Consider the following 22,197-nt stretch of genomic DNA (forward strand, 5'->3'; position numbering starts at 1 on the left):
TCGTACCACCGCTCGCCCGCCACCATCTGCCGCCCCCGCCTCTGTCCACCGGCCGGACGGCCCCGGGGCCGAGGGCCGTCAAGTCCCGTCCTCCCAGGCTAACCGGCGCTCCTGCCGCAGGTGGGGCCACCCCCGGGACCGCTGACCCACCGTCGGCACCGCCGCCCGGGGCCGTCCCCGCCCAACCCTCTCCACCGATCCGCTAGGCTGTCAGCGGTCTTCCCCGCCTCAGTAGCTCAGGGGATAGAGCACGGCTCTCCTAAAGCCGGTGTCGCAGGTTCGAATCCTGCCTGGGGCACAGCGCCGGTTCCGGCGGACGACGTAGTACGCGGGCCCCCTCGGTTTCGACCGAGGGGGCCCGCGGCGTTCCGGTGAGCGGTTGTCGGTCGGGGCGGTCGTCGGCCCGGGGCGGTCGTCGGTGCGGAGGGTTCTCAGCGCAGGAGGCCGTCGGGCCGGTCGGGGACGGGGTCGGCGGAGGGGTCCGCCGAGGCAGCGGGCGGGGCGTCGTCGGAGCGGGCGTCCGGGAGGTCTTCCGCCGGGTCGTCCGAGGGGTCGGTGTCGCGGGGCGGGCGGGCGGAGGAGACGAGGACCCGCTGGACGCGGGGGCGGGTGCGCCAGTCCACCCGGCGGAAGTCACGGGCGAGGGCGCCTGGGCGGGCGAGTTCGACCAGGACGGTGACGGCGCCGAGGACGATGCCGGCGGCGAGCCAGCCGGCCAGGACGTCGGTGGTCCAGTGGACACCGAGGAAGACCCGGGAGCCGCCGATCGCGAGGACGGTCAGTGCGGCGGTCGTGCTGGCGGTGGTCCGGCCGGCGCGGCGGGCCCGGGGCCAGAGCAGGCCGACCAGCACCGCACAGGTGATCGCGGAGGCCATCGCGTGCCCGGAGGGGAAGGCGGGACCGTCGGCGTGCGCGACCGGGTCGGAGAAGGCCGGGCGGTGGCGGCCGAAGGAGAGCTTCAGCACCCACTGGCCGCCCCAGCCGATCAGGGTCTGGGCCGCCACCCAGCCGGCCAGGGTCCGGGCACCGATCAGCCAGAGCCAGAGCGCGACGACGCCGAGGACGCCGCGCATGGTGATCGTCCCGCCGATGTCGGAGAACATCTGCACCGAGGCCGTCCACACGGTGTGATCGGCCGCGTAGCGGTGCAGATCGCCGGTCAGCTCGCGGTCGAACCGGGCGAGCGGGCTCCAGCCGGTCTGCACCAGGGCCGCGAGGGCGGCGAACAGTCCGGCGCAACAGACCGCGAGTGCCGCGTGCCGGAGCAGGTGGCGATCACGCGCGGTGATGGTGGGCGAGCTGTTGGTCAGGTGCATGGCTGTCACCTTCCCAGCCGCCTGTGCCGAGCGTGCGCTGCGGTGATAGCGATTTGGCATCTTTTGTGCGGAGGATCTGCGTGCGCCGGTGCGGGAGCGCGGGTCCGCGCGGGAACGCGCCCGGCGCCGGCGGGGTTGTGCCTGACGGGGGCCGTGCGCGGGATGCGCCGAAACGGTCCCGAATCGGCACCCGTGGTGCCCGCGCGGTCACCCTCCGTTCGGAATCGGGGATAAATCTCGCAGGATACTGCATCCCTGGAAGAATCTGAGCGACTTGGGAATGTTGTCCGGAATCTGTTCGTTGGATCGTTACGTGTGAGCCCCTCGGGGCCCGCACATCGTGCCCTCCTGGGGGCAGGCAGCCAGAGCTCGGCAACACCAGCAAAAGGGAGCAAGCATGGCCACCCGTGCCGTCGTTCGCGACAGGGCCGACCGGACTCGCGCGGCCCGCCCGACCAACTTCGAGGCCGACCGCGACCTGGTCGGCATGTATCTCGACGAGATCGCCAGGACACCCCTGCTCGATGCCGCCGAAGAGGTCGAGCTCTCGCTGCGGATCGAGGCCGGCGTGTACGCCCAGCATCTGCTGGACGAGGGCGGGCTCCCCGAGGGCGTGCAGCGGGAGGAGCTGGAGGCGATAGCCGAGGACGCCGAGCGCGCCAAGGACGTCTTCATCCGGTCGAACCTCCGTCTCGTGGTCGCCGTAGCCCGGCGCTACCCGCGCAGCGGCCTGCCCCTGCTGGACCTCATCCAGGAGGGCAACGCGGGCCTGGTCCGCGCGGTCGAGAAGTTCGACTACGCCAAGGGCTTCAAGTTCTCCACCTACGCGACGTGGTGGATCCGCCAGGCCATCACCCGGTCGATCGCCGACCAGTCGCGCACCATCCGGCTGCCCGTCCACCTGGTCGAGGAGCTGGGCCGGATCCGGCGGGTGCAGCGGGAGAAGTCGAAGGAGCTGGGCCGTGAGCCCGAGCCGGCCGAGATCGCGGCCGAGCTCGACACCACCGAGACCCGGATCAAGGACGTGCTGGACTGGGCGCGCGACCCGGTCAGTCTGAACATGTCGGTCGACGACGAGGGCGAGACCCAGTTCGGCGACCTGGTCGAGGACACCGGGGCGACGTCCCCCGAGGACGCCGTGATGGTCATGCTCCGCCGCGAGGAGCTGGACGGTCTGATCGGGCGGCTGGACGACCGGACGGCCTCGATCATCCGCTCCCGGTACGGCATGGAGGACGGCCGCGAGCGCACCCTCACCGAGGTGGGCAAGCAGCACGGGCTGACCCGTGAGCGGATCCGCCAGATCGAGAAGCACGCGCTGGCGGAGCTGAAGAAGATCGCCGACCATGCGGGCTTCGAGGCCGCGTAGCGGAGGTGTCCGGAGACGTGGGGCGCGCGGGGTGGCGCGGGCGGGGACGGGTACGGCCCGGTGGGTCCGGTGCGGAGCGGTCCGCACCGGACCCACCGTCGTCCCGGGGCCGTCCCGGGGCCGTTCCGGGGTCGTCCCGGGGCCTTCTAGGCTTGGTGTGCAGGGACGGACGACGACGGGGGACGACGGGAGCGGTGGAGGAGACGATGGCGAAGGATACGACGGACGGTCGGCCGGGCACAGAGCCGGGTACGGAGCCCGGGACGGGGGGCGAGCCGGTGCAGGCCGCTCCGAAGGCGCAGCCGGGTGCGGACGCGGCGGCGAAGGCCCGGCTGATCTTCGGTGACCCGCTGGACCGGCAGTCCCGGGACGACACCGACACCGGGTGGGGCGACCGCCCCGGGGCCGGGGAGAGCGGTGGACGGGGGCTGGACTGGTACCTGAGCCAGCGCCCGCCGCACCACGGGGGCTGACCCGGCACGCGGACCGGCCCGAGGGGAGCGGGGCCGCCGGACCCCGAGTGGGTCGGGGCGCGGCGTGGCGGAGGTCAGCCGGCCCGGCTGACCAGGGCGTCGCGGATCTCGGTGAGCAGCAGGACCTCCTTGGCCTCGGCCTCGGCCTGCACCTCGGCCAGGGTCTTGCGCTTGGCGGTGAACCTGGTCATCGGCAGGATGAGGCAGAAGTAGACGACGGCGGCGGTGATCAGGAACTGCAGGGCCGCGCTGAGCACGCTGCCCCAGAGGATGAGGATTCCGGACGTGACCTCACCGGCGGCGGTCACCTCGCAGGGCCCCTTGATGCAGGAGCTGTAGGACGCGAGGTCCTTGGCCCCGAACGCGCCGACGATCGGATTGATCACGCCTTTGACGAAGGCGTTGACGATGCCGGTGAAAGCCGCACCGATGACTACGGCGACGGCCAGATCGACGACGTTTCCGCGCAGCAGGAATTCCTTGAAGCCCTTCATGCCGCGTGAACGACGAAGTCGTCGGCCGGTTACGGGTGATTTCCTCCCCCCTCCGCCGGACAACCCGTTCGGCCGACGGGCGGTGCCGGTTCCGGTGCCCCCGGGGCCTCCCGGGCAGGCCCGAGGGCGAGGGCGGCCGCCACCGCGAGGAGCAGCACGACCGGTACCCGGGGCCCGGATCCCAGCAGCTGCCGGAGCCGGGCGCGCGGCCCGGCCCGGCCCCCGATCGGCGGGAACGAGGGCACCGGCTGCCGGGGCGGAACGGACGGCGCGGGAAGCGGCGGGATCGTCGGGGGACGGGGCGAAAGGGCGGGCGGAGCGGTACGCACGGGCACCTCCACGGTCGGGCTCGGGGCTTGCGGTGCCCACTCTGGGCCGCCCGTCCGGCCGCCGGAACTCCCTTTTCCGAACCTGTGGAAAACCCGGGCCTGTGGACGGCGGGACCCACCCGCCGGGGTGAACCGGCCGGCCCGGCGCTGACGGAACCCACCCCCGGCGGAACCCACCCCCGGCGGAATTCACCCCCGGCGGAACCGCCTCCCCCGCGGGGCCCGCCCCGGAACGCGCGAAAGGCCCGCCGCACCCGTGGTGAACGGGAACGGCGGGCCGTCCGAGAAGCTGCTGCCGCGGCCCGGGCCGAAGGTCAGCCGGCCGCCGGAGCGGGGCTGGCCGCCGGGGCCGAGGACCCCGAAGAACCCGAGGAGCCCGACGAGGACGAGCCCGACGAGGAGCCCGAGGACGACGTCGACGAAGAGGACGACGACGAGCCGGAGCCCACCGAGCTGCTGGAGGAGGAGCGGCTGTCGGTCCGGTAGAAGCCGGAGCCCTTGAAGACGACACCCACCGCCGAGAAGACCTTGCGGAGCCGTCCCTGGCAGTCGGGGCACGTGGTCAGCGGCTCGTCGGTGAACTTCTGCACCGCCTCCAGGCCGTTGCCGCACTCGGTGCACTGGTACTGGTACGTGGGCACTTGTCTTCCTCCTGGCACTCTCGCCTGATGAGTGCTAACGATCCTCAATGATGCGGCATTCCGATGGATCAGTCCAGCGACTCGAATGTGAGATGAGTCGGTTCCGGCCCCGGGGTCAGCCCTTGACGGCCCCCACGAGTGCGGTAGGCGCACCCCGTTCCACCGAGCCGGTGACCACCGTGCTGCGGCTTCCGGCCGGTACCAGCAGCCCCCGCAGCGAGAGCAGGGCGACCAGGCCGAGGCCGGCGCCGGCCACCGGGACCAGGAAGCCGACCGTCGGGCCCTGCGCGTCGATCAGCCGCCCGGCCGCCGTCGCGCCGGTCGCCAGGCCCAGGCCGATGGCACCGGTCAGCCAGGTGAAGGCCTCGGTCTTGGCGCCGTCCTCGACCAGCGTCTCGACCAGGGTGTAGCCGCTGATCAGGGTCGGTGCGATGGCCAGGCCGCAGACCAGCCCGGCGACCGACAGCGCGACCAGGTTCGGCATCGCCCACAGGGTCGAGCAGCCCAGCACCAGCAGGCCGTAGCTCATGACCATCCGCTGCTGGACCGACCGCCGCCAGGCGACCATGCCGTACAGCACACCGGCCAGCATCGAGCCGCCGGCGAAGATGCCGTAGACGGTGCCGGCGGCCCCCGGCTGGCCGACCGAGTCGGCGAAGGCGTTCACCGAGACCTGGAGGCCGCCGAAGACGGCGCCCACGCCCAGGAAGGTGCCGGCCAGCAGCCGGACGCCGGGGGAGGCGAGGGCGGAGGCCTGCCGGACGCCGGGCTCGCGCACCACCCGGGCGGGCGCGGTGCGGCGCTGGGCCGCGAAGGCCAGACCGCCGACCAGGGTCAGCGCGGCCTCGGCGATCAGCCCGGTCGAGGGGTTGACCGAGGTGGCCACGGCGGCGGCCAGGATCGGGCCGACGACGAAGGTGAACTCGTCGGTCACGGACTCGAAGGCGAAGGCGGTGCTCACCTTGGCGGCGGAGGACGCGGAGGCGCCCTCGGCGGTGAAGGTGGAGATCCAGCGGGCACGCACCATCGCGCCGATCTGCGGGACGCTCGCACCGGCCGGGGCGGCGGCCAGGAACAGGCTCCAGGCCGGCGCGTGCCCGAGGGCGAGCGCGATCAGCGTGCCGACCGAGGCCGCGTGCACCAGGACGGACGGGACGAGCACGGCGGCCTGGCCGTACCGGTCGGCGAGCCGCCCGGTCTGCGGGCCGATCAGCGCCTGGGCTACGGCGGCGACCGCCGCGACCGTGCTGGCGGTGCCGTACGAGCCGTGGGTGTCCTTGACCAGCAGCAGGATTCCCATGCTGAGCATCGCGTAGGGCAGCCGCGCGAGGAGCGCGGGGGTCAGGAACGTCCACGCCCCGGGGGTGCGCAGCAGGGTCCCGTAGCCGACCCGGGCGGGCGCGGCGTCCGCGTTGCCCGTGGTGTCGGCGTTGCCCGTGGCGTCAGCCCCGGTCATGGCGTTCTCGGCGTCCTCGACGCTCTCGACCGTTCGGCGGGCCGTCACGGTCGGTCCTTCCTGCTGCCTGGTAGCGCGGCAGGGCATGGGGTGGCCCCGACGGCGCCGAGAGTCGTCCTCTCGCGCGTCGACCGGGGTAGTTACCGGGCCGGTCCGGCGGTGGGCCGGGTCCGGGCCGCGGCCGCCGAGCGGTCGCGCCAACTCTGCTTCAGGCAGATGCTGGGGTGTGGTGTGTCAGCAAAACATGGTTATACGCGCGTAGATGTCGCGCTGAACTCGACACTACAGGACGGATCCAAAGTTGTCCTGTTAAGTCAAGGTGAACTCCGGGCGAGACCTTCAGGTCCTGCGTCCGTTCAGCCAGTCGGCCAGCTTGCCGCCCTTGTCCACGGCCCGCAGCCGCCGCTCGGCCGCCTCGCCGACCTCGTCCGTCGTGACGACCAGCAGCTCGTCCCCGCCGCGCAGCACGGTCGTCCTGTCGGGCACGAAGCTGCTCCCCTCCCGCACCACCAGGGTGACCGCCGCCCCGGTCGGCAGCCGCAGCTCGCCGATCTCCACGCCGGACATCCGGGAGTCCGGTGCCAGTGCGACCGACAGCAGGTGCCCGTGCAGCTTCTCCAGCGGCGCCGACTCGATGCCGAGGTCCTGCCCCATCGAGCCGTCGCCGATCCGCAGGCCCTTGGCGACCCAGGGCAGGGTCGGCCCCTGGAGCAGGGTGAAGACCACGACCAGGATGAAGACGATGTTGAAGACGTCCTGGGCCATCGGCGCGCCGGACACCATCGGGATGGTGGCCAGCACGATGGGCACCGCCCCGCGCAGGCCGGCCCAGCTGAGCAGGGCCTGCTCGCGCAGCGGCAGCCGGAACGGGGTGAGCGTGAGCACCACCGAGAGCGGCCGGGCGAGGAAGACCAGCACCGCGCCGATCACCAGCGCCGGCACCACGGCCGAGCCCATCGACTCGGGGGTGCAGAGCAGGCCGAGCAGGACGAACATGCCGATCTGCCCGATCCAGGCCAGGCCGTCGGCGAAGCCCCGGACGGCGGGGCCGTGCGGCAGCTTGGAGTTGCCGAGGATCACCGCGGTGACGTAGACGGCGAGGAAGCCGGAGCCGTGCAGCAGCGCGCCGCCGGCGTAGGCGAGAACGGTCAGGGCCAGGACCGCGATCGGGTAGAGGCCGGAGGACGGCAGGGCGACGCGCTTGACGCCGTACGCGCCGAGCTTGCCGACCGCGAGGCCGACGGCCAGGCCGATCGCCAGCTCGGCGAGGATCGTGCCGATCAGGACGTACCAGGGGTCCGGGTCGCCGACGGCGGCGAAGGAGACGACCAGGATGACCACCGGCGCGTCGTTGAAGCCGGACTCGGCCTCCAGCAGGCCGGTCAGCCGGCGCGGCAGCGGCACCGTCCGCAGGACCGAGAAGACGGCTGCGGCGTCGGTGGACGAGACGATCGCGCCGAGCAGCAGCGAGGTGCTCCAGTCCAGGCCGACCAGCCAGTGGGCCCCGGCCGCGGTGACGAAGACGCTGATCCCGACGCCGACGGTGGCGAGCACCGTGGCGGCCCCCATCACGGGTCTGGCCTCGCGCCAGTTGGTCTTGAGGCCGCCCTCGGCCAGGATCACCACCAGGGCCGCGTAGCCGAGCACCTGGGTGAGCTCGGCGTTGTCGAAGGAGATGCCGAGGCCGTTCTGGCCGAGCGCCACCCCGATGCCGAGGTAGATCAGCAGGCTGGGCAGGCCGGATTTCGTGGAGACGCGCACGGCGACCACCGCGACCAGGAGGATCACGGAGAACTCGAGCAGCAGCTGGTTCAGGTGGTCGACATTCACGCAGGGGCACCTCGGACGTGGCGGGGGCGGACGGGGTCCCGACAGGGGTGGCGACCGGGGGCGCCAATTACTCCCCTTGCGGATCGTTACTCAGTCTAACATTTTGCCATATCTTTAGGTTCACTGGCCACGCGTTTCCTCGGACCGCACTTCAGGCCCGTTCCCGGCCACCTTCCGGCCGCCTTCTGACCTCCTCCGATCCCACCGTGAGCGTCCCCCGTGCACGGCCGCCAGCCGAGTCGGCCTAATGTGGTGCCCTGTCACGGCCCCGTGCCCTTGACATGTCCGCCCGCCCCCCAGTGAGGACCGCAAGGACCCAGATGCCCCGCTCGAAAAAGTTCCGGCGCGCCCGTCTGATCGTGATCGTGCTGGTCGTACTGCTGGTGGCCGGCGCCGGCTACGGCGGCTACCGAGGGGTGGCCGCGGTCCGCGCGTCCTTCCCGGAGGTCGACGGCAGCGTCAAGGTGGCGGGCCTGAGCGCGCCGGTCGACGTGAAGCGGGACGCCAACGGCATCCCCCAGCTCTACGCCGACACCTCCGAGGACCTCTTCCGCGCCCAGGGCTACGTCCAGGCCCAGGACCGGTTCTGGGAGATGGACGTCCGGCGGCACATCACCGCGGGCCGGCTCTCCGAGATGTTCGGCGACAGCCAGGTCGACACCGACTCCATGATCCGCACCATGGGCTGGCGCCAGGTGGCCCAGAAGGAGTTCGACACCCTTCTGAGCGCCGACACCAAGAAGAACCTCCAGGCCTACGCGGAGGGCGTCAACTCCTGGCTCGCCGAGCACCCGGGCGGCTCCGCCGCCTCGGTGGAGTACGGCGTGCTCGGTGTCGTCAACGGCGACTACAAGCCGGAGCAGTGGACCCCGGTCGACTCGGTGGCCTGGCTCAAGGCGATGGCCTGGGACCTCTCCGGGAACCTCCAGGAGGAGATCGACCGCTCGCTGCTCGCCCAGGACTTCAGCCCGGAGAAGATCGCCGAGCTGTACCCGGACTACCCGTACGCGCGCAACGGCACGATCGTGAAGACCGGCACCGTCAACGGCACCACCTACAAGCCGGCCGACGGCTCGGCCCCGGCCGCCCAGGGGACCGCCGCCGGCACCGCCCAGGGCGCCACCGCCACCTCGGCACTGCTCAAGGGCGTCACCGACCGGATCGACGCGCTGCCCGAGCTGCTCGGCCGCAACGGCCAGGGCATCGGCTCCAACTCCTGGGTGGTGGCCGGCAGCCACACCACCACCGGCAAGCCGCTGCTGGCCAACGACCCGCACCTCGGCCCCGGCCTGCCCTCGGTCTGGTACCAGATGGGCCTGCACTGCCGGGCGGTCTCCCCGACCTGCCAGTACGACGTCTCCGGCTTCACCTTCGCCGGCATGCCCGGTGTGGTCATCGGCCACAACAAGGACATCGCCTGGGGCTTCACCAACCTCGGCGCCGACGTCACCGACCTCTTCCTGGAGAAGGTGACCGGCCCCGAGACCTACCTGGTCGACGGCAAGGAGAAGAAGTTCGAGCTCCGCAAGGAGACCATCAAGGTCGCCGGGGGCGAGGACCGCACCATCACCGTCCGCACCACCGAGACCGGCGCCCCGCTGATCTCCGACCCGAGCACCGAGCAGCAGAACGTCGGCAAGTACGCGCCCAACGGCGCCTCCGCCCCGGACCGGGGCACCGGCGGCTACGGCGTCGCCCTGCAGTGGACCGCGCTGATCCCGGGCCGCACCATGGACGCCGTCTTCGCGCTCGACCGGGCGAAGAACTGGGACGACTTCCAGAAGGCCGCCGCCGACTTCACCGTCCCGTCGCAGAACCTCGTCTACGCCGACGCCAAGAACATCGGCTACCAGGCCCCGGGCTACATCCCGGTGCGCGGCAAGGGCGACGGCCGCTACCCGGCACCGGGCTGGGACTCCGCCTACCAGTGGAAGAAGGACCCGGTCCCGTTCAGCGCCATGCCCTGGAGCCTCAACCCGAGCAGCGGCTACATCGTCACCGCCAACCAGGCCGTGGTCGACCCGGGCTACAAGCCCGCGCTGACCACCGACTGGGAGTACGGCACCCGGGCCAAGGAGATCACCGACCAGCTGGAGGCCCGGCTGAAGAACAACGGCAAGATCTCGCCGGACGACATGCAGGACATGCAGCTCGACAACACCAGCATCCTGGCCAAGACCCTGGTCCCGATGCTGCTCAAGGTCGAGGTCGACGACCCCTACGTGCGCGAGGCGCAGGACCTGCTGAAGGACTGGAACTTCCACCAGGACGCCGACTCGGCCGCCGCCGCCTACTACAACGGCGTCTGGCGCCAGCTGCTCACCCTCGCCTTCGGCCAGAAGTTCCCGGCCGACCTGCGGGCGAAGGAGAACTGCCTGCTGGTCCGCCAGCAGATCGACCCGACCAGGCCGGACAGCAAGTCGAAGATCGTCACCGAGTGCGGCACCCGCGACCCGGGCAAGGCCCAGCCGGACGGCGGCGACCGCTGGAACGAGGTCGTCCGGCAGCAGCTGGAGAAGCCCGACAGTGCCTGGTGGACGTACATCGACTCCCAGCACAAGGAGCAGAAGGGCCTGGACAACCTGCTGCGCGAGGCGATGACCAACGCCCGCCAGGAGCTCACCTCCCTGCTCACCAAGGACATCACCACCTGGAGCTGGGGCCGGCTGCACAAGCTGGAGCTGCGGGAGCGCACCATGGGCTCGGACAGCTCCTCGATCGCCTCGGGCGTCGTCCACCAGCTGCTCAACCGGGGCCCCTACCGGCTCTCCGGAGGCTCGGCGGCGGTCGACGCGGCGGGCTGGAACGCGGCCGCCGGGTACCAGGTCGACTGGATCCCCTCGATGCGCATGGTGGTCGACCTGAACGACCTCGACGCCTCGCGCTGGATCATCGTCGGCGGTGCCTCGGGACATGCCTTCCACGACAACTACAACGACCAGACCGACCTCTGGCTCAAGGGCAAGCTGCTGAGCTGGTCCTTCTCGCCGGACGCGGTCGAGCGGGCGACCAAGCACAAGCTGACGCTGACCGCGGGCTGACGCCCGCCCGTCCTCGGAGCCCCGCGCCCCCGGATCCGTCCGGGAGCGCGGGGCTCCGTCGTGCCGTCCGGCCGCGGCTCACCCCAGCCGGTGGGCGCCGGAAGGGGTCAGCGCGAGGTCCACCGGCCGGTCGTGCGGCTCGGCCGGCACCCGCTCCAGCAGCTCGTGCTCGTACAGCAGCACCGCCAGCACCGGCCGCGCCCCGGCCCGCTCCAGCCGGGCCAGCACCCGGTCGTACGAGCCGCCGCCCCGCCCCAGCCGCAGCCCCCGCCGGTCCACCGCCAGCCCCGGCAGCAGCACCAGCCCGGCGCCGGTCACCGCCTCGGGCCCGAGCCGCCCGCCGACCGGCTCCAGCAGGCCGCGACCGGCCGGGGCCAGCGCCGCCGGTCCCGCGTACTCCGCCCAGTCCAGGTCGTTGTCGGCCAGCAGGACCGGGAGCAGTACCCGCAGCCCGCGCGCCCGCAGCGCGTCCAGCAGCGGGCGGGTGCCCGGCTCGGCGCCCACCGAGACGTACGCGGCCACCGTGGCCGCCGCCCCCGTCGCCCCGGCCTCCCCGATCGGCACGGCGGCGGCCGCCAGCGCGCCGGCGTGTCCGGCCAGGGCCTCGGCGGCCCGCTCCCGGGCTTCGGCCGGAAGTGCCCGCCGCTCGGACAGCAGCCGTGTCCTCAGCTCGACCTTCTCGTTGTGCATGGGATGGTCCACCGTTCCTCCATCGCTCCGACCACGACCGCTCCGGACCCCTGACGCCTGTGCGACCGGGCCGCCCAGAGCCTGACACGCGGAAGGCAGCCCCCGATGTCCACCCCGCTGCTGGTCCAGGCACTCGCCGTGCTGAGCGCCCCCGCGCTGGCCGGCGCCGCCGTCCTCGGCGTCCGGCTGCGGCGCGGCGCTGCCCGCGCGGCCCGGCGCGAGACCGGGCTGCGCGAGCGCGTCGCCGAACTGGAGGAGCGCTGCGCCGAACTGGAGCGCACCGCCTCCTGCGACCCGGTCACCGGTGTCTGGAACTACCGGCACCTCCAGCTCACCCTGGACCGGGAGATCGACCGGGCCCGCCGGGCCGAGCAGCACGAGCCGCAGGACGGGCCGCGTCCGCTGGCCGTCCTGCTGCTGGAGATCAACGGCTTCGACGCGGTGGTCGCCGAGCACGGCCGGGTCCGGGCCGGGACGGTGCTGCGCGACCTCGCCCAGCGGCTCGGCATGGAGATCCGCCGCTCCGACACCCTGGGCCGGTACAGCGGCGAGGAGTTCCTGGTGGTGCTGCCGGACACCGGGGCCGAGGGCGCGGCCCAGGTCGCCGACCGCCTGGTCTGGTCGGTCCGCCGCCACCTGCTGCTGGACTGGTCCTCCGGCGAGCGGGCGGACCGCCGCCCGCACGGCAACGGGCTCACCGCCGCGATCGGCCTCGCGGTGCTGCCGGAGGACGGCACCCACGCCGCCGTCCTGCTGAGGTCCGCCGACCGGGCGCTCGCCGCCGCCCGCGCGGCCGGCGGCGACTGCTGGCGCCCGGTCGCCCCGGCGGCGCTTTCCGGAAACGTCCCGGTGGCCGGGGCGGCGGTCGATTCCCCGCGGTCGGACGGAGTCTTCGCAGCCGAACATGACCGTTAGGAAAAGCCGGGTAATCTGTCGCCCTGTGTCGGAGGGGACCCCCTCACCCCGCCCGGCACGTCCCCCTTGCCTGCCATCGCGGCCGGGCCCGGCGACGTGCTGCCCAAGCATCGGTCAACTGTGCCCGGTAGGCGAAATACGTGCCTTAGTAAGGTAAACGCATGACGACGACCAACTCCCGTATCCCGGTCACCAAGGCAGTGGTCCCCGCGGCCGGTCTGGGTACCCGATTCCTGCCGGCCACCAAGGCCACTCCGAAGGAGATGCTGCCCGTCGTCGACAAGCCGGCGATCCAGTACGTCGTCGAGGAGGCGGCCTCCGCGGGCCTGTCCGACATACTGATGGTCACCGGCCGCAACAAGCGGGCCCTCGAGGACCACTTCGACCGCGCCTACGAGCTGGAGGAGCTGCTCGCCCGCAAGGGCGACCAGGACCGCCTCCGCCGGGTCCGCGAGTCCGTCGAACTCGCCAACATGCACTACGTCCGCCAGGGCGACCCCAAGGGCCTCGGCCACGCGGTCTCGGTCGCCGAGCAGCACGTCGCCGGCCAGCCCTTCGCCGTCCTCCTCGGCGACGACCTGATCGACCCGCGGGACCCGCTGCTGTCCCGCATGATCGAGGTCCAGCAGGAGCTCGGCGGCTCGGTCGTCGCCCTGATGGAGGTCGACGCCTCCCAGATCCACCTGTACGGCTGCGCCGCCGTCAAGCCGAGCACCTTCGGCGAGGACGTCTTCCAGGTGACCGACCTGGTCGAGAAGCCGGAGACGGCCGACGCCCCGTCGAACTACGCCGTCATCGGCCGGTACGTGCTCGACCCGTCCGTGTTCGACGTGCTGCGGGACACCCCGCCCGGCCGCGGCGGCGAGATCCAGCTCACCGACGCCCTTCGTGAGCTGACCACCCGCCCCTCCGACACCGGCGGCCAGGTCCACGGCGTGCTGTTCAAGGGCCGCCGCTACGACACCGGCGACCGCTCGGACTACCTCCGCGCTATCGTCCGTCTCGCCTCGGAGCGCGAGGACCTCGGCCCGGAGTTCCGCACCTGGCTGCGCGAGTTCGTCGCCTCCGAGCTGCAGGACTGACACACCGACAGAGAGCGAGCGCGCCCATGACCGGGTCCACGGAGAGCGGTACCACCCCCGCAGCCTGCTGCGACGACTCCGCGGACCCGGCCGCGGCCGCCCGCCCCGGTGCCCGTCCGGACGGCCTGTGGACCGTGGACGAGCACCTCGCGGACGTCCTGGCCGCCGTCGGCCCGCTCCCCGCCATCGAGCTCCAACTGCTCGACGCGCAGGGCTGCCGGCTGGCCGAGGACGTCGTCGCCGAGGGCGACCTGCCCCCCTTCGACAACAGCTCGATGGACGGCTACGCCCTGCGCACGCCCGACACCGTCGGCGCGAGCGACGCGTACCCCTCGGTGCTGACCGTGGTCGGCGACATCGCCGCCGGCGCCGGTGAACTCCCCGCCGTGGGCCCCGGCCAGGCCGCCCGGATCATGACCGGCGCACCCGTCCCGCCCGGCGCCGGGGCCGTCGCCCCGGTCGAGTGGACCGACGGCGGCACCGGCACCGGCCGCCCCGCCGACGCGATGGCCGCCGCGGTCGAGGGCGAGGAGGTCCGGGTGCTGCGCCCGGTCGCCGAGGCCGCCCATATCCGCCGCCGCGGCAGCGACGTCGCCGCCGGCAGCCGGGTGCTGACCGCCGGCACCCGGCTCGGACCCGCCCAGCTCGGCCTGCTCGCCGCGATCGGCCGGGCCACCGCCACCGTCCGCCCGCGCCCCCGGGTCGTGGTGCTGTCCACCGGCAGCGAGCTGGTCCAGCCCGGCGAGCCGGTCGGCCCCGGGCAGATCTCCGAGTCCAACAGCTTCACCCTCACCGCCGCCGCCCGTGACGCCGGCGCGATCGCCTACCGGGTCGGCGGCGTCCCCGACGACGCGGCCAGGCTGCGCGCCGTGCTGGAGGACCAGCTCGGCCGGGCCGACCTGATCGTCACCAGCGGCGGCGTCAGCGTCGGCGCGTACGACGTGGTCAAGGAGGTCTTCGCGGAGTACGGCGGGGTGGACTTCCGGCGGCTGCGGATGCAGCCGGGCAAGCCGCAGGGCTTCGGCCGGATCGGCCCCGGCCCAGGGGTGCCGCTGCTGGCCCTGCCCGGCAACCCGGTCAGCGCGTACATCTCCTTCGAGCTGTTCGTCCGTCCGGCGATCCGCACCATGCTCGGCGCCGAGGACGTCCACCGCCCCGTGGTCCGGGCGCACTGCCCGGTGGCGCTGCGCTCGCCCGCCGGCCGCCGGCAGTTCCTCCGCGGCCGCTACACGGCCTCGGACGGCCTGGTGGAACCGGTCGGCGGCGCGGAGTCGCACCTGGTCGGCGCGCTGGCCCGGGCGGACTGCCTGATCACCGTTCCCGAGGACGTCACCTCGCTGCCCGCGGGCAGCGAGGTGGACGTGGTGCTGCTCGGCGGCTGAGCACGGCCGAACTCCCCGCCGCGGCGGGGCCGTCCCACCGCTGCGGCCCCTCCCACGCCCGGACCGGGACGGGGGGTACGGTAGCGCGGTATTCGACCTGCGCGCCCCCCTGGAGCCACCCGTGACCGCCTCACCCCCCGGCGACCGCCTCACCCATGTCGACGAGCAGGGCGCGGCCCGGATGGTCGACGTCTCCGCGAAGGACGTGACCGCCCGGACCGCCGTCGCGGCGGGCCGGGTCCGGGTGTCCCCGCGGGTGGTCGAGCTGCTGCGCGGCGAGGGAGTGCCCAAGGGCGACGCGCTGGCCGTGGCCAGGATCGCCGGGATCATGGGCGCCAAGCGGACGCCCGAGCTGATCCCGCTCTGCCACCCGATCGCGCTCTCCGGGGTGAAGGTCGAGCTCACCGTCGCCGACGACGCGGTGGAGATCACCGCGACCGTCAGGACCACCGACCGGACCGGGGTCGAGATGGAGGCGCTGACCGCCGTCGCGGTGGCCGGCCTCACCGTGATCGACATGGTCAAGGCCGTCGACAAGGGCGCCGCGGTGGAGTCCGTCCGGGTGCTGAGCAAGACCGGCGGCAAGAGCGGTGACTGGACCGCCCCGACCGCCCCGGAGGGGGAGGAATGAGAGCCCTCGCGGTCACCGTCTCCAACCGCGCCTCGGCCGGCGTCTACGCCGACCGGGGCGGTCCGCTGCTGGTCGAGGGCCTGCGGGCGATGGGCTTCGAGGTCGACGGCCCCCGGGTCGTCCCGGACGGCGAACCGGTCGAGGCGGTGCTGCGGGAGGCCGTGGCGGCCGGCTACGACGTGGTGCTGACCACCGGCGGCACCGGCATCTCGCCGAACGACCTCACCCCCGAGATGACCGCCCGGGTGCTCGACCGGGAGATTCCCGGCATCCCCGAGGCGATCCGGGCGTACGGACGGGACACGGTGCCCACCGCCGCGCTCTCCCGGGGGCTGGCCGGCCTCGCCGGACGTACCCTGGTCGTCAATCTGCCGGGATCGACCGGCGGCGTCCGGGACGGCCTGGCCGTCCTGGCCCCGCTGCTCGCCCACGCCGTCGACCAGCTCGGCGGCGGGGACCACCCCCGGCCCGACACGGCAGCTTCCGGGAGCGCGCACTGAACGCCGGCTGGCCGGTGGAACTCCACGAGGGGGACGTCGTGCTGCGCCCGATCAGGGCCCGCGACCAGCGCGAGTGGCAGGAGGTCAGCCGCCGCAACCGGGACTGGCTGCGACGCTGGGAGGCCACCGTGCCGCCCGGCCCGGCCGGCCTGGCGGCGGGCCCGCGCCCGACCTTCCGGCAGATGGTCCGCTATCTGCGGGCCGAGGCCTCGGCGGGCCGGATGCTGCCCTTCGTGGTGCTGTACCGGGGCCGGCTGGTGGGCCAGTTGACCGTCGGCGGAATCACCTGGGGGTCGATGTGCTCGGCCAACGTCGGGTACTGGATCGACGAGGCGGTGGCGGGGCGGGGCATCATGCCGACCGCCGTCGCGCTCTCGGTGGACCACTGTTTCCGCGCTCTCGGCCTGCACCGGATCGAGGTGTGCATCCGGCCGGAGAACGGCCCGAGCCGGCGGGTGGTGGAAAAGCTCGGCTTCCGCTCGGAGGGAATGCGGCCGCGCTATCTGCACATCGACGGCGACTGGCGGGACCACCTGGTGTTCGCACTCGCCGCCGAGGAGGTCCCGGAGGGGATGCTCGAACGCTGGCGTTCCCTCAGCTCGGGCCGACGACCACATAATTGAATGTATGTTCGAATGAAATATCGATATGGCATCGACGCGACGACGGACGGGCACAAATACCGGCAAAATAGTCGGAGAATCAGCTTGATCACACGACACGCCGTGCCAAATTGCTACCGGCCCCTCCTGCACGCCCGTACGGTGTGAATCGTGAGCAGTAGCGGCCTTATCTACGCCGTCATCGTAGGGGCCTGGGCCGCCTATCTGGTGCCGATGTGGCTCCGCAGGCAGGACGAGCTCAACGAGGCGCGCCCGACGGAACGCTTCAGCACCGCCATCCGCCTGCTGGCCGGGCGTTCGGCGCTGGAGCGGCGGGCGTCCCGGGCCCTGGGTGACGAACCGCGTGACGACGAGCAGAGCAATGACGGCCCCCCCGAGCGGGACGCGGCCGCCCCCGACGACCCCGCGGACGCCCCCGCCGGACGGACGGACGCACCCGCGTCGGCCCGGTCGGCGGAGCGCGACCGGGCCGAGCCGAGGCCGGCGCCCCCGAGCGGCGGCCCCGAGCGGCGGGCCCGGCTGCTGGCGCGCCGGCGCCGGATGGTCACCGCGCTGTTCCTGGCCTTCGCGCTGGGAGCGGTGGTCGCGGCCGTGGCCGGTCTGGCCTTCCTCTGGGTCCCCGCGGTCCCGGCCGCGCTGCTGACCCTCTACATCGGGCACCTGCGGCGCCTGGAGCGGCAGCGGTACGCGGTCAAGCTGGACCGCACCCGCGCGGCCCAGGCCGCCGAGCGGCTGCGCAAGCGCGAGCAGCAGCGGGCAGAGGCAGGCCGTGCGGCCGCCGCCCCGGCGCCGGCCCCGGCGTCCGGGCCGGAGCCCCGGACGCCCGCCCCCGGGCGCGGACGCCCGCACCTGCGGCTCGCCACCGAGGCGGACGCCGTGCGGGCGGCCTCCGCCGGGACTCCTGCGGCAGCCTCTGCGGCGAACCCTGCCGGGACCGCTGCCGGGATGTCGACCGGGACCTCCGGCGCCTCGGCCTCGGCCGTCGCGGAGGTCACCGAGCACGAGGAGTGGGTCGACGGCATGCGGGAGCGCGGCGCGGCCGGCCCGGACTCCTGGGAGCCGGTGCCCGTCCCGCTGCCGACCTACGTGACCGCGCCGGTGGCTCCCCGGGTCAACCGGGGGCTCGACCTGTCGGCGCCGGGCACCTGGACCGCCGGCCGCCCGGTCGAGTCCCGGAGCACCCCGCTCTTCGACCAGTACGCCGAGCCGTCCGCCCCGGAGTCCCGGCCCCGCGCCGCCAACGAGTAGCACCGACGGTCCGCGACCGTCCGCGAAGAGGCCCCCGCCGTCGGGGGCCTCTTCGCGTTCCGCCCCCGGTCCGCCCCCGTTCCGCCCGGCCGCAGGGGCGTCACCAGGAAGGTGGTCACGGACCCCCTCCGGGAAGTGCTAAAGTTTCTTCTTGTTGGGGCTGTGGCGCAGTCCGGTAGCGCACCTCGTTCGCATCGAGGGGGTCAGGGGTTCGAATCCCCTCAGCTCCACCCAACGGAAGTCCCGCCCGATCGAAAGATCGGGCGGGACTTCTGCGTTGTGGGGGTGCACCGGGCCGACGGGGGGTCAGCGGGGGTGTCCGGGCGCCGTTCCGGCGGGGTGTGAGACGGATCACGCGCGGACCGGTGCGGGGACGGGCGACCGGGAAGCGGTGAGGGCCGGACCGGAGAGGTCTCCGGTCCGGCCCTCGGGGTCCGGGCGGGTCAGGACTGGCCGGAGCCCGCGTACGGGCCCGGCTGCGGGGCGCCGGACTGCGGCGGCACCGAGCCGTAGCGGGCCGGCCGGCGGCCGCGCGGGTGGCGGGTCAGGGTGTAGCCGGCGACGCCCGCCAGAGCGGCCAGCACACCGCCCGCCAGGGTCCAGAACCAGCGGCTGTTCCAGCCGGAGAACCAGCCGGTGTACCAGTGCTCCTCGGACTCCTCCGGGGCCGCCGCCTTGGCGGTCGCGGCGCCGCCGCCGGCCGGCGGGACCAGCGGGGCCTTGAGCTCGCCGCCCTCGGGCTGGGCGTTGTCCTCGTCGCCCTTGGCGGTCACCCGCAGCTGCACCGCGGCGGCCAGGCCGAGGTCGGGCTGCGGGGCGTCGCCGACCGAGAGCCGGACGTAGTAGGTGCCGGGCAGCGGGTCGCCGGACCACGGCTCGGCCCAGGAGCGGACCTCGCGCAGGGTGCAGCTGAGCGCCAGCGAGCCGGCGGCCTGCTCGGCGGTCGCGTTCTGGGTGCCGTCGGTGCAGGACTGGCGGCGGCGCAGCCCGTCGAACACCTCGACGTTCCAGGTCTGCGGCCCGTGCCGGTCGGCGGACGGGGCCAGCGAGACCGTGAGGTCCACCTTGGCGGTCCGGCCCTCGGCGGCGCCGAAGGCCCAGTACAGGTAGTCGCCGGTGGAGACGTCCACCTTGGCGTCCTGGCCGGGCGCCAGGTTGACGGCGGTCAGGAAGGAGGTGCCGGCCTTGTTGGCCGGGGCCGGGGTGCCGCTCGCGCTCGGCGAGGGCGAGGCGGCGGTGGCGGCCGGGGCCGCGAGCAGGAGCGCCGGGAACACGGCCAGGGCGGCCGCGGCGGTGCGGAGGAAGGTCGTACGCATGGTCAGTTCTCCTGCCAGACAGCGATCCGCCAGCGCGCGATCCAGCCGAACAGCAGGCCGGTCAGCAGGCCGGCCAGGGTGAGCACCAGCAGCAGGATCCAGCCTCGGCCCAGACCCATCGCCGGGCCGTCCGGGGCGGGGGAGGCGGCGGTCAGGTCGACCGTCAGCTCCAGCGGCAGGCCGGGGTCGGCCGCCGCGCCGGCCTGCGGGGCCAGCGAGTTGGAGACGACCAGGCAGACGTTGGTCTCCGGCTTGCCGCTCGGCGAGGCGGAGGTGGTGGCGGTGGCGTAGCCCTTGGAGGCGGCGGCCGACCAGCGCAGGCCGGTGGAGACCACGTCGGTACGGCTGCTGCCGGCGTCGGTGCCTCGGACCAGCTCCTGGCCGGTGGTGCTGGTGGCCTGGAGCAGGACGCCGTAGTCGCGGGCCACCGGGCGGTCCAGGGCGACGCTGACCGAGGCGCGCAGCTCCTGGCCGGCCTTGACCGGGACGCGGTAGACGCGGTGCTCGGAGAACTTCTCGCGGTCGCTGTAGACGCCCGGGGTGAGGACCGGCGCGGACTCGCACTTGTCGGTGCCGGCGGTCTTGACCGGGGCGACCGTGTAGGTGTCGTTGGAGCGGTCGACCAGCTGCTTCACCTTCTCGGTGAGCTGCTCCTGGGTGCGCACGTCGGTGTAGGTGCCGCCGGTGGCGTTGGCGATGCAGAGCAGCTGCTGGCGGGTCTTGTCGTCGTGGGCCAGGCCCAGGGTGTCGACCACCAGGTGGATGCCCTGGGAGGCGAGTTCGCGGGCCACGTCGCAGGGGTCGGGCGGGGTGCAGGTGTCCTCGCCGTCGGTGATCAGCACCACCCGGCGGGTGGTCTCGCCCTTGCCGAGGTCCTGGGCGGCGCCGCGCAGCGCCAGGCCGATCGGGGTGAAGCCGGTGGGCCGCAGGGTCGCGACGGCGGTCTTGGCCTCGGTCTTGTTGGTCTTCCCGACCGGGAAGAGCTGCTTGCTGTCCAGGCAGCCCTGGGCCTTGTCGGTGCCGGGGTAGTTGGCGCCCAGGGTGCGGATGCCGAACTCGGTCTCGGCGGGCAGGGCGTCGATGACGTCGCTCAGGGACTGCTGGGCCACCGAGATTCGCGTCTTGCCCTGGATGTCCGCCTCGCGCATGGAGCCGCTGACATCCAGTACGAGATCGACCCGCGGGGCCTCCTTGCCGGCTGGGCCGGCTGATGGTTCGTCGGCATGGGCGGGCAGGCCGCTGAGCAGCGCCCCGCCCGTTATCGCCAGGGCGGCCAGCAGGCTGCCGAGCCTGGCCTTCGGTCGTCGTCCGGTAATCACGCGTCGATCCTAGGGACCATCAGTTCGCCGTGGCCAACGCGAGATGCGGCGGGACACACCGGGTGAACCGGGCGGAATACCCGCACACTGCTCGTTAGGGTGGCGAAGGTGACGGGGGCGCCGCCCGTCCTCCCCGGTGGTCGTCCCGGCGGCGCCCGCAGCCCCGACCCCCCAGGACGGCCCGTGGCGACACCCTCCGCCGTGACGAGAACCGCAGGCCGGCCGCGCCGCACCGGGCCGACCCGGCGCAACACCGAGCTCGCGCTCGTCCTCGCCGCCGTGCTGACCGCCGTGCTCGGCTATGCCGAGGTGGGCCTCAACCTCGACGGCACGGTGCCGGCCGACGCCGGCGAGTACGGGGGCGCGCTGGGGGTGCTCGCGCTGCTGGCGCACGGCGCGGTCCGCTGGCGGGCGCCGTACGCGGACCCGCTGCCGCTGCCGATCGCGGTGCTGCTGAACGGCCTCGGACTGGTCGTCATCTACCGGTTGGACCGGGCGACCCCGGGCAGCGCGGCCCCCACCCAACTGCTCTGGTCCACCCTCGGGGTGGGGCTGTTCGTCCTGGTGCTGCTCCTGCTGCGGGACCACAAGCGGCTCCAGCGGTACGCGTACATCGGGGCGCTGGTGGCGCTGGTCCTGCTGGTGCTGCCGATCTTCTTCCCGCCGGTGTACGGATCGCGGATCTGGATCACCTTCGGGCCGTTCTCCTTCCAGCCGGGCGAGTTCGCCAAGGTCCTGCTGGCGGTCTTCTTCGCCGCCTACCTGGCGGTGCACCGGGACGCGCTGGCGCTCACCGGGCGGCGGGTGTGGCGGCTGCGGCTGCCGCCCGGGCGGGTGCTCGCGCCGGTGCTGGCGATCTGGGCGGCCTTCGTCGGGGTGCTGGTGCTGGAGACCGACCTGGGTACCTCGCTGCTGTTCTTCGGCCTCTTCGTGGTGATGCTCTACGTGGCCACCGCGCGGACCGGCTGGATCGCCATCGGGCTGTTCCTGGCGGCGGTCGCGGCGGTCGGGGTCGGCTGGCTCTCGCCGCACGTGCACAGCCGGGTCGGGGACTGGCTGGACCCGCTCGGCTCGATCGCCGCCGGGCACGGGGCCAACCAGATCGCCCAGTCCCTGTTCGCCTTCGCCTGGGGCGGCGAGCTGGGCGCCGGGCTCGGCAGCGGGCACTCGGCCCTGATCGGCTTCGCCGCGAAGTCCGACTTCATCCTGGCCACCATCGGGGAGGAACTGGGGCTGACCGGGCTGGTCGCGGTGTTCCTGCTGTACGCGCTGCTGGTGTCGCGCGGGTTCCGGGCCGGGATCGCGCTGCGCGACCCGTTCGGGCGGCTGCTGGCGATCGGGCTGGCGGCGCTGGTCGGCCTGCAGGTCTTCGTGGTGGCGGGCGGGGTGCTGGCGCTGATCCCGCTGACCGGCATGACCCTGCCCTTCGTCGCCCAGGGCGGCTCCTCGGTGGTCACCAACTGGGTGATCGTCGCGCTGCTGGTGCGGATGAGCGACATCGCCCGGCGGCCCGCCCCGGGGGATGGCCGGTGAGCGGGCGCG

19 protein-coding genes and 2 tRNA genes are annotated in these 22,197 nt (G+C 73.5%); 13 read left to right on the forward strand and 8 right to left on the reverse strand.

What is annotated here, in order from left to right:
* Positions 1 to 225 precede the first annotated feature (225 nt).
* Positions 226 to 298, forward strand: a tRNA-Arg gene (locus OG715_RS24890).
* Between the two features lie 133 nt (positions 299 to 431).
* Here the strand turns inward: OG715_RS24890 and OG715_RS24895 are convergent.
* Positions 432 to 1,316 carry a phosphatase PAP2 family protein gene (locus OG715_RS24895; RefSeq protein ID WP_266271132.1) on the reverse strand — a complete coding sequence of 295 codons (885 nt, stop codon included), beginning with the start codon at positions 1,314 to 1,316 and terminating at the stop codon, positions 432 to 434.
* A 397-nt stretch (positions 1,317 to 1,713) separates the two neighbouring features.
* Between OG715_RS24895 and OG715_RS24900 the strand changes: the two genes are divergently transcribed.
* Entirely contained in the window at positions 1,714 to 2,685 is a 972-nt protein-coding gene (locus OG715_RS24900) for a sigma-70 family RNA polymerase sigma factor (protein WP_030393495.1), read from the forward strand.
* A 206-nt stretch (positions 2,686 to 2,891) separates the two neighbouring features.
* Positions 2,892 to 3,158 (forward strand): hypothetical protein, encoded by a 267-nt coding sequence (locus OG715_RS24905; RefSeq protein WP_266271133.1) that lies wholly within the window; start codon positions 2,892 to 2,894, stop codon positions 3,156 to 3,158.
* A 74-nt stretch (positions 3,159 to 3,232) separates the two neighbouring features.
* On the opposite strand, the gene mscL is transcribed toward OG715_RS24905, so the two are convergent.
* The 4 genes from mscL to OG715_RS24925 all read right to left on the reverse strand — a co-directional run bounded on the left by mscL (position 3,233) and on the right by OG715_RS24925 (position 7,908).
* A complete protein-coding gene (gene mscL / locus OG715_RS24910; protein ID WP_266271134.1) occupies positions 3,233 to 3,652 on the reverse strand; it encodes a large conductance mechanosensitive channel protein MscL in 420 nt (139 codons plus the stop codon).
* Positions 3,653 to 4,295: 643 nt separating this feature from the next.
* On the reverse strand, positions 4,296 to 4,622 hold the full coding sequence (locus OG715_RS24915; protein ID WP_266271136.1) for an FmdB family zinc ribbon protein: 327 nt from the start codon (positions 4,620 to 4,622) through the stop codon (positions 4,296 to 4,298).
* A 115-nt stretch (positions 4,623 to 4,737) separates the two neighbouring features.
* Complete coding sequence (locus OG715_RS24920) at positions 4,738 to 6,078, reverse strand: MFS transporter (RefSeq protein WP_407661129.1); 1,341 nt, start codon at positions 6,076 to 6,078, stop codon at positions 4,738 to 4,740.
* Positions 6,079 to 6,417: 339 nt separating this feature from the next.
* The gene (locus OG715_RS24925) at positions 6,418 to 7,908 is read right to left on the reverse strand and encodes a potassium/proton antiporter (protein WP_266271138.1); all 1,491 of its coding nucleotides are present in this window, start codon (positions 7,906 to 7,908) and stop codon (positions 6,418 to 6,420) included.
* Positions 7,909 to 8,228: 320 nt separating this feature from the next.
* On the opposite strand from OG715_RS24925, the gene OG715_RS24930 reads away from it, so the two are divergent.
* Positions 8,229 to 10,949: a penicillin acylase family protein gene (locus OG715_RS24930; protein ID WP_266271139.1), complete on the forward strand. Its 2,721-nt coding sequence runs from the start codon at positions 8,229 to 8,231 to the stop codon at positions 10,947 to 10,949.
* A gap of 78 nt (positions 10,950 to 11,027) precedes the next feature.
* Here OG715_RS24930 and OG715_RS24935 read toward each other — a convergent pair whose 3' ends face one another.
* Entirely contained in the window at positions 11,028 to 11,639 is a 612-nt protein-coding gene (locus OG715_RS24935; RefSeq protein WP_266271818.1) for a 5-formyltetrahydrofolate cyclo-ligase, read from the reverse strand.
* Between the two features lie 105 nt (positions 11,640 to 11,744).
* Here OG715_RS24935 and OG715_RS24940 point away from each other — a divergent pair, with 105 nt between their 5' ends.
* From OG715_RS24940 to OG715_RS24975, 8 genes are all read left to right on the forward strand, one after another.
* Complete coding sequence (locus OG715_RS24940) at positions 11,745 to 12,554, forward strand: GGDEF domain-containing protein (protein WP_266271140.1); 810 nt, start codon at positions 11,745 to 11,747, stop codon at positions 12,552 to 12,554.
* 161 nt (positions 12,555 to 12,715) lie between these two features.
* Positions 12,716 to 13,636 (forward strand): UTP--glucose-1-phosphate uridylyltransferase GalU, encoded by a 921-nt coding sequence (gene galU, locus OG715_RS24945; RefSeq protein WP_266271142.1) that lies wholly within the window; start codon positions 12,716 to 12,718, stop codon positions 13,634 to 13,636.
* 26 nt (positions 13,637 to 13,662) lie between these two features.
* Complete coding sequence (glp, locus tag OG715_RS24950; protein ID WP_266271144.1) at positions 13,663 to 15,018, forward strand: molybdotransferase-like divisome protein Glp; 1,356 nt, start codon at positions 13,663 to 13,665, stop codon at positions 15,016 to 15,018.
* 121 nt (positions 15,019 to 15,139) lie between these two features.
* On the forward strand, positions 15,140 to 15,649 hold the full coding sequence (moaC, locus tag OG715_RS24955) for a cyclic pyranopterin monophosphate synthase MoaC (RefSeq protein WP_407661014.1): 510 nt from the start codon (positions 15,140 to 15,142) through the stop codon (positions 15,647 to 15,649).
* Positions 15,646 to 16,149, forward strand: a complete 504-nt coding sequence (locus tag OG715_RS24960) for a MogA/MoaB family molybdenum cofactor biosynthesis protein (RefSeq protein WP_266271146.1) — start codon at positions 15,646 to 15,648, stop codon at positions 16,147 to 16,149. The genes moaC and OG715_RS24960 overlap by 4 nt, the downstream gene beginning before the upstream one ends.
* 14 nt (positions 16,150 to 16,163) lie before the next feature.
* Positions 16,164 to 16,772 carry a GNAT family N-acetyltransferase gene (locus OG715_RS24965; protein WP_407661015.1) on the forward strand — a complete coding sequence of 203 codons (609 nt, stop codon included), beginning with the start codon at positions 16,164 to 16,166 and terminating at the stop codon, positions 16,770 to 16,772.
* 150 nt (positions 16,773 to 16,922) lie between these two features.
* Positions 16,923 to 18,020 (forward strand): divisome protein SepX/GlpR, encoded by a 1,098-nt coding sequence (sepX, locus tag OG715_RS24970; RefSeq protein ID WP_266271147.1) that lies wholly within the window; start codon positions 16,923 to 16,925, stop codon positions 18,018 to 18,020.
* 156 nt (positions 18,021 to 18,176) lie between these two features.
* Positions 18,177 to 18,250, forward strand: a tRNA-Ala gene (locus OG715_RS24975).
* Positions 18,251 to 18,463: 213 nt separating this feature from the next.
* Here the strand turns inward: OG715_RS24975 and OG715_RS24980 are convergent.
* Both OG715_RS24980 and OG715_RS24985 read right to left on the reverse strand, forming a co-directional pair.
* Positions 18,464 to 19,336 carry a peptidase gene (locus OG715_RS24980; protein ID WP_266271148.1) on the reverse strand — a complete coding sequence of 291 codons (873 nt, stop codon included), beginning with the start codon at positions 19,334 to 19,336 and terminating at the stop codon, positions 18,464 to 18,466.
* Positions 19,337 to 19,338: 2 nt separating this feature from the next.
* Complete coding sequence (locus OG715_RS24985; protein WP_266271149.1) at positions 19,339 to 20,655, reverse strand: VWA domain-containing protein; 1,317 nt, start codon at positions 20,653 to 20,655, stop codon at positions 19,339 to 19,341.
* 201 nt (positions 20,656 to 20,856) lie between these two features.
* Between OG715_RS24985 and OG715_RS24990 the strand changes: the two genes are divergently transcribed.
* Entirely contained in the window at positions 20,857 to 22,188 is a 1,332-nt protein-coding gene (locus tag OG715_RS24990) for an FtsW/RodA/SpoVE family cell cycle protein (RefSeq protein ID WP_266271150.1), read from the forward strand.
* Positions 22,189 to 22,197: the final 9 nt, after the last annotated feature.

The organism is Kitasatospora purpeofusca, from assembly GCF_036010405.1.
Classification (GTDB): domain Bacteria; phylum Actinomycetota; class Actinomycetes; order Streptomycetales; family Streptomycetaceae; genus Kitasatospora; species Kitasatospora purpeofusca.

What these genes read in the sequence shown, in the direction of transcription:
- mscL (WP_266271134.1), bottom strand. Translation starts at nt 3,652, where the DNA reads ATGAAGGGCTTCAAGGAATTCCTGCTGCGCGGAAACGTCGTCGATCTG.
- glp (WP_266271144.1), top strand. Translation starts at nt 13,663, where the DNA reads ATGACCGGGTCCACGGAGAGCGGTACCACCCCCGCAGCCTGCTGCGAC.
- OG715_RS24940 (WP_266271140.1), top strand. Translation starts at nt 11,745, where the DNA reads ATGTCCACCCCGCTGCTGGTCCAGGCACTCGCCGTGCTGAGCGCCCCC.
- OG715_RS24905 (WP_266271133.1), top strand. Translation starts at nt 2,892, where the DNA reads ATGGCGAAGGATACGACGGACGGTCGGCCGGGCACAGAGCCGGGTACG.
- OG715_RS24900 (WP_030393495.1), top strand. Translation starts at nt 1,714, where the DNA reads ATGGCCACCCGTGCCGTCGTTCGCGACAGGGCCGACCGGACTCGCGCG.
- OG715_RS24920 (WP_407661129.1), bottom strand. Translation starts at nt 6,078, where the DNA reads ATGACCGGGGCTGACGCCACGGGCAACGCCGACACCACGGGCAACGCG.
- OG715_RS24960 (WP_266271146.1), top strand. Translation starts at nt 15,646, where the DNA reads ATGAGAGCCCTCGCGGTCACCGTCTCCAACCGCGCCTCGGCCGGCGTC.
- OG715_RS24895 (WP_266271132.1), bottom strand. Translation starts at nt 1,316, where the DNA reads ATGCACCTGACCAACAGCTCGCCCACCATCACCGCGCGTGATCGCCAC.
- OG715_RS24930 (WP_266271139.1), top strand. Translation starts at nt 8,229, where the DNA reads ATGCCCCGCTCGAAAAAGTTCCGGCGCGCCCGTCTGATCGTGATCGTG.
- OG715_RS24980 (WP_266271148.1), bottom strand. Translation starts at nt 19,336, where the DNA reads ATGCGTACGACCTTCCTCCGCACCGCCGCGGCCGCCCTGGCCGTGTTC.
- galU (WP_266271142.1), top strand. Translation starts at nt 12,716, where the DNA reads ATGACGACGACCAACTCCCGTATCCCGGTCACCAAGGCAGTGGTCCCC.
- OG715_RS24935 (WP_266271818.1), bottom strand. Translation starts at nt 11,639, where the DNA reads ATGCACAACGAGAAGGTCGAGCTGAGGACACGGCTGCTGTCCGAGCGG.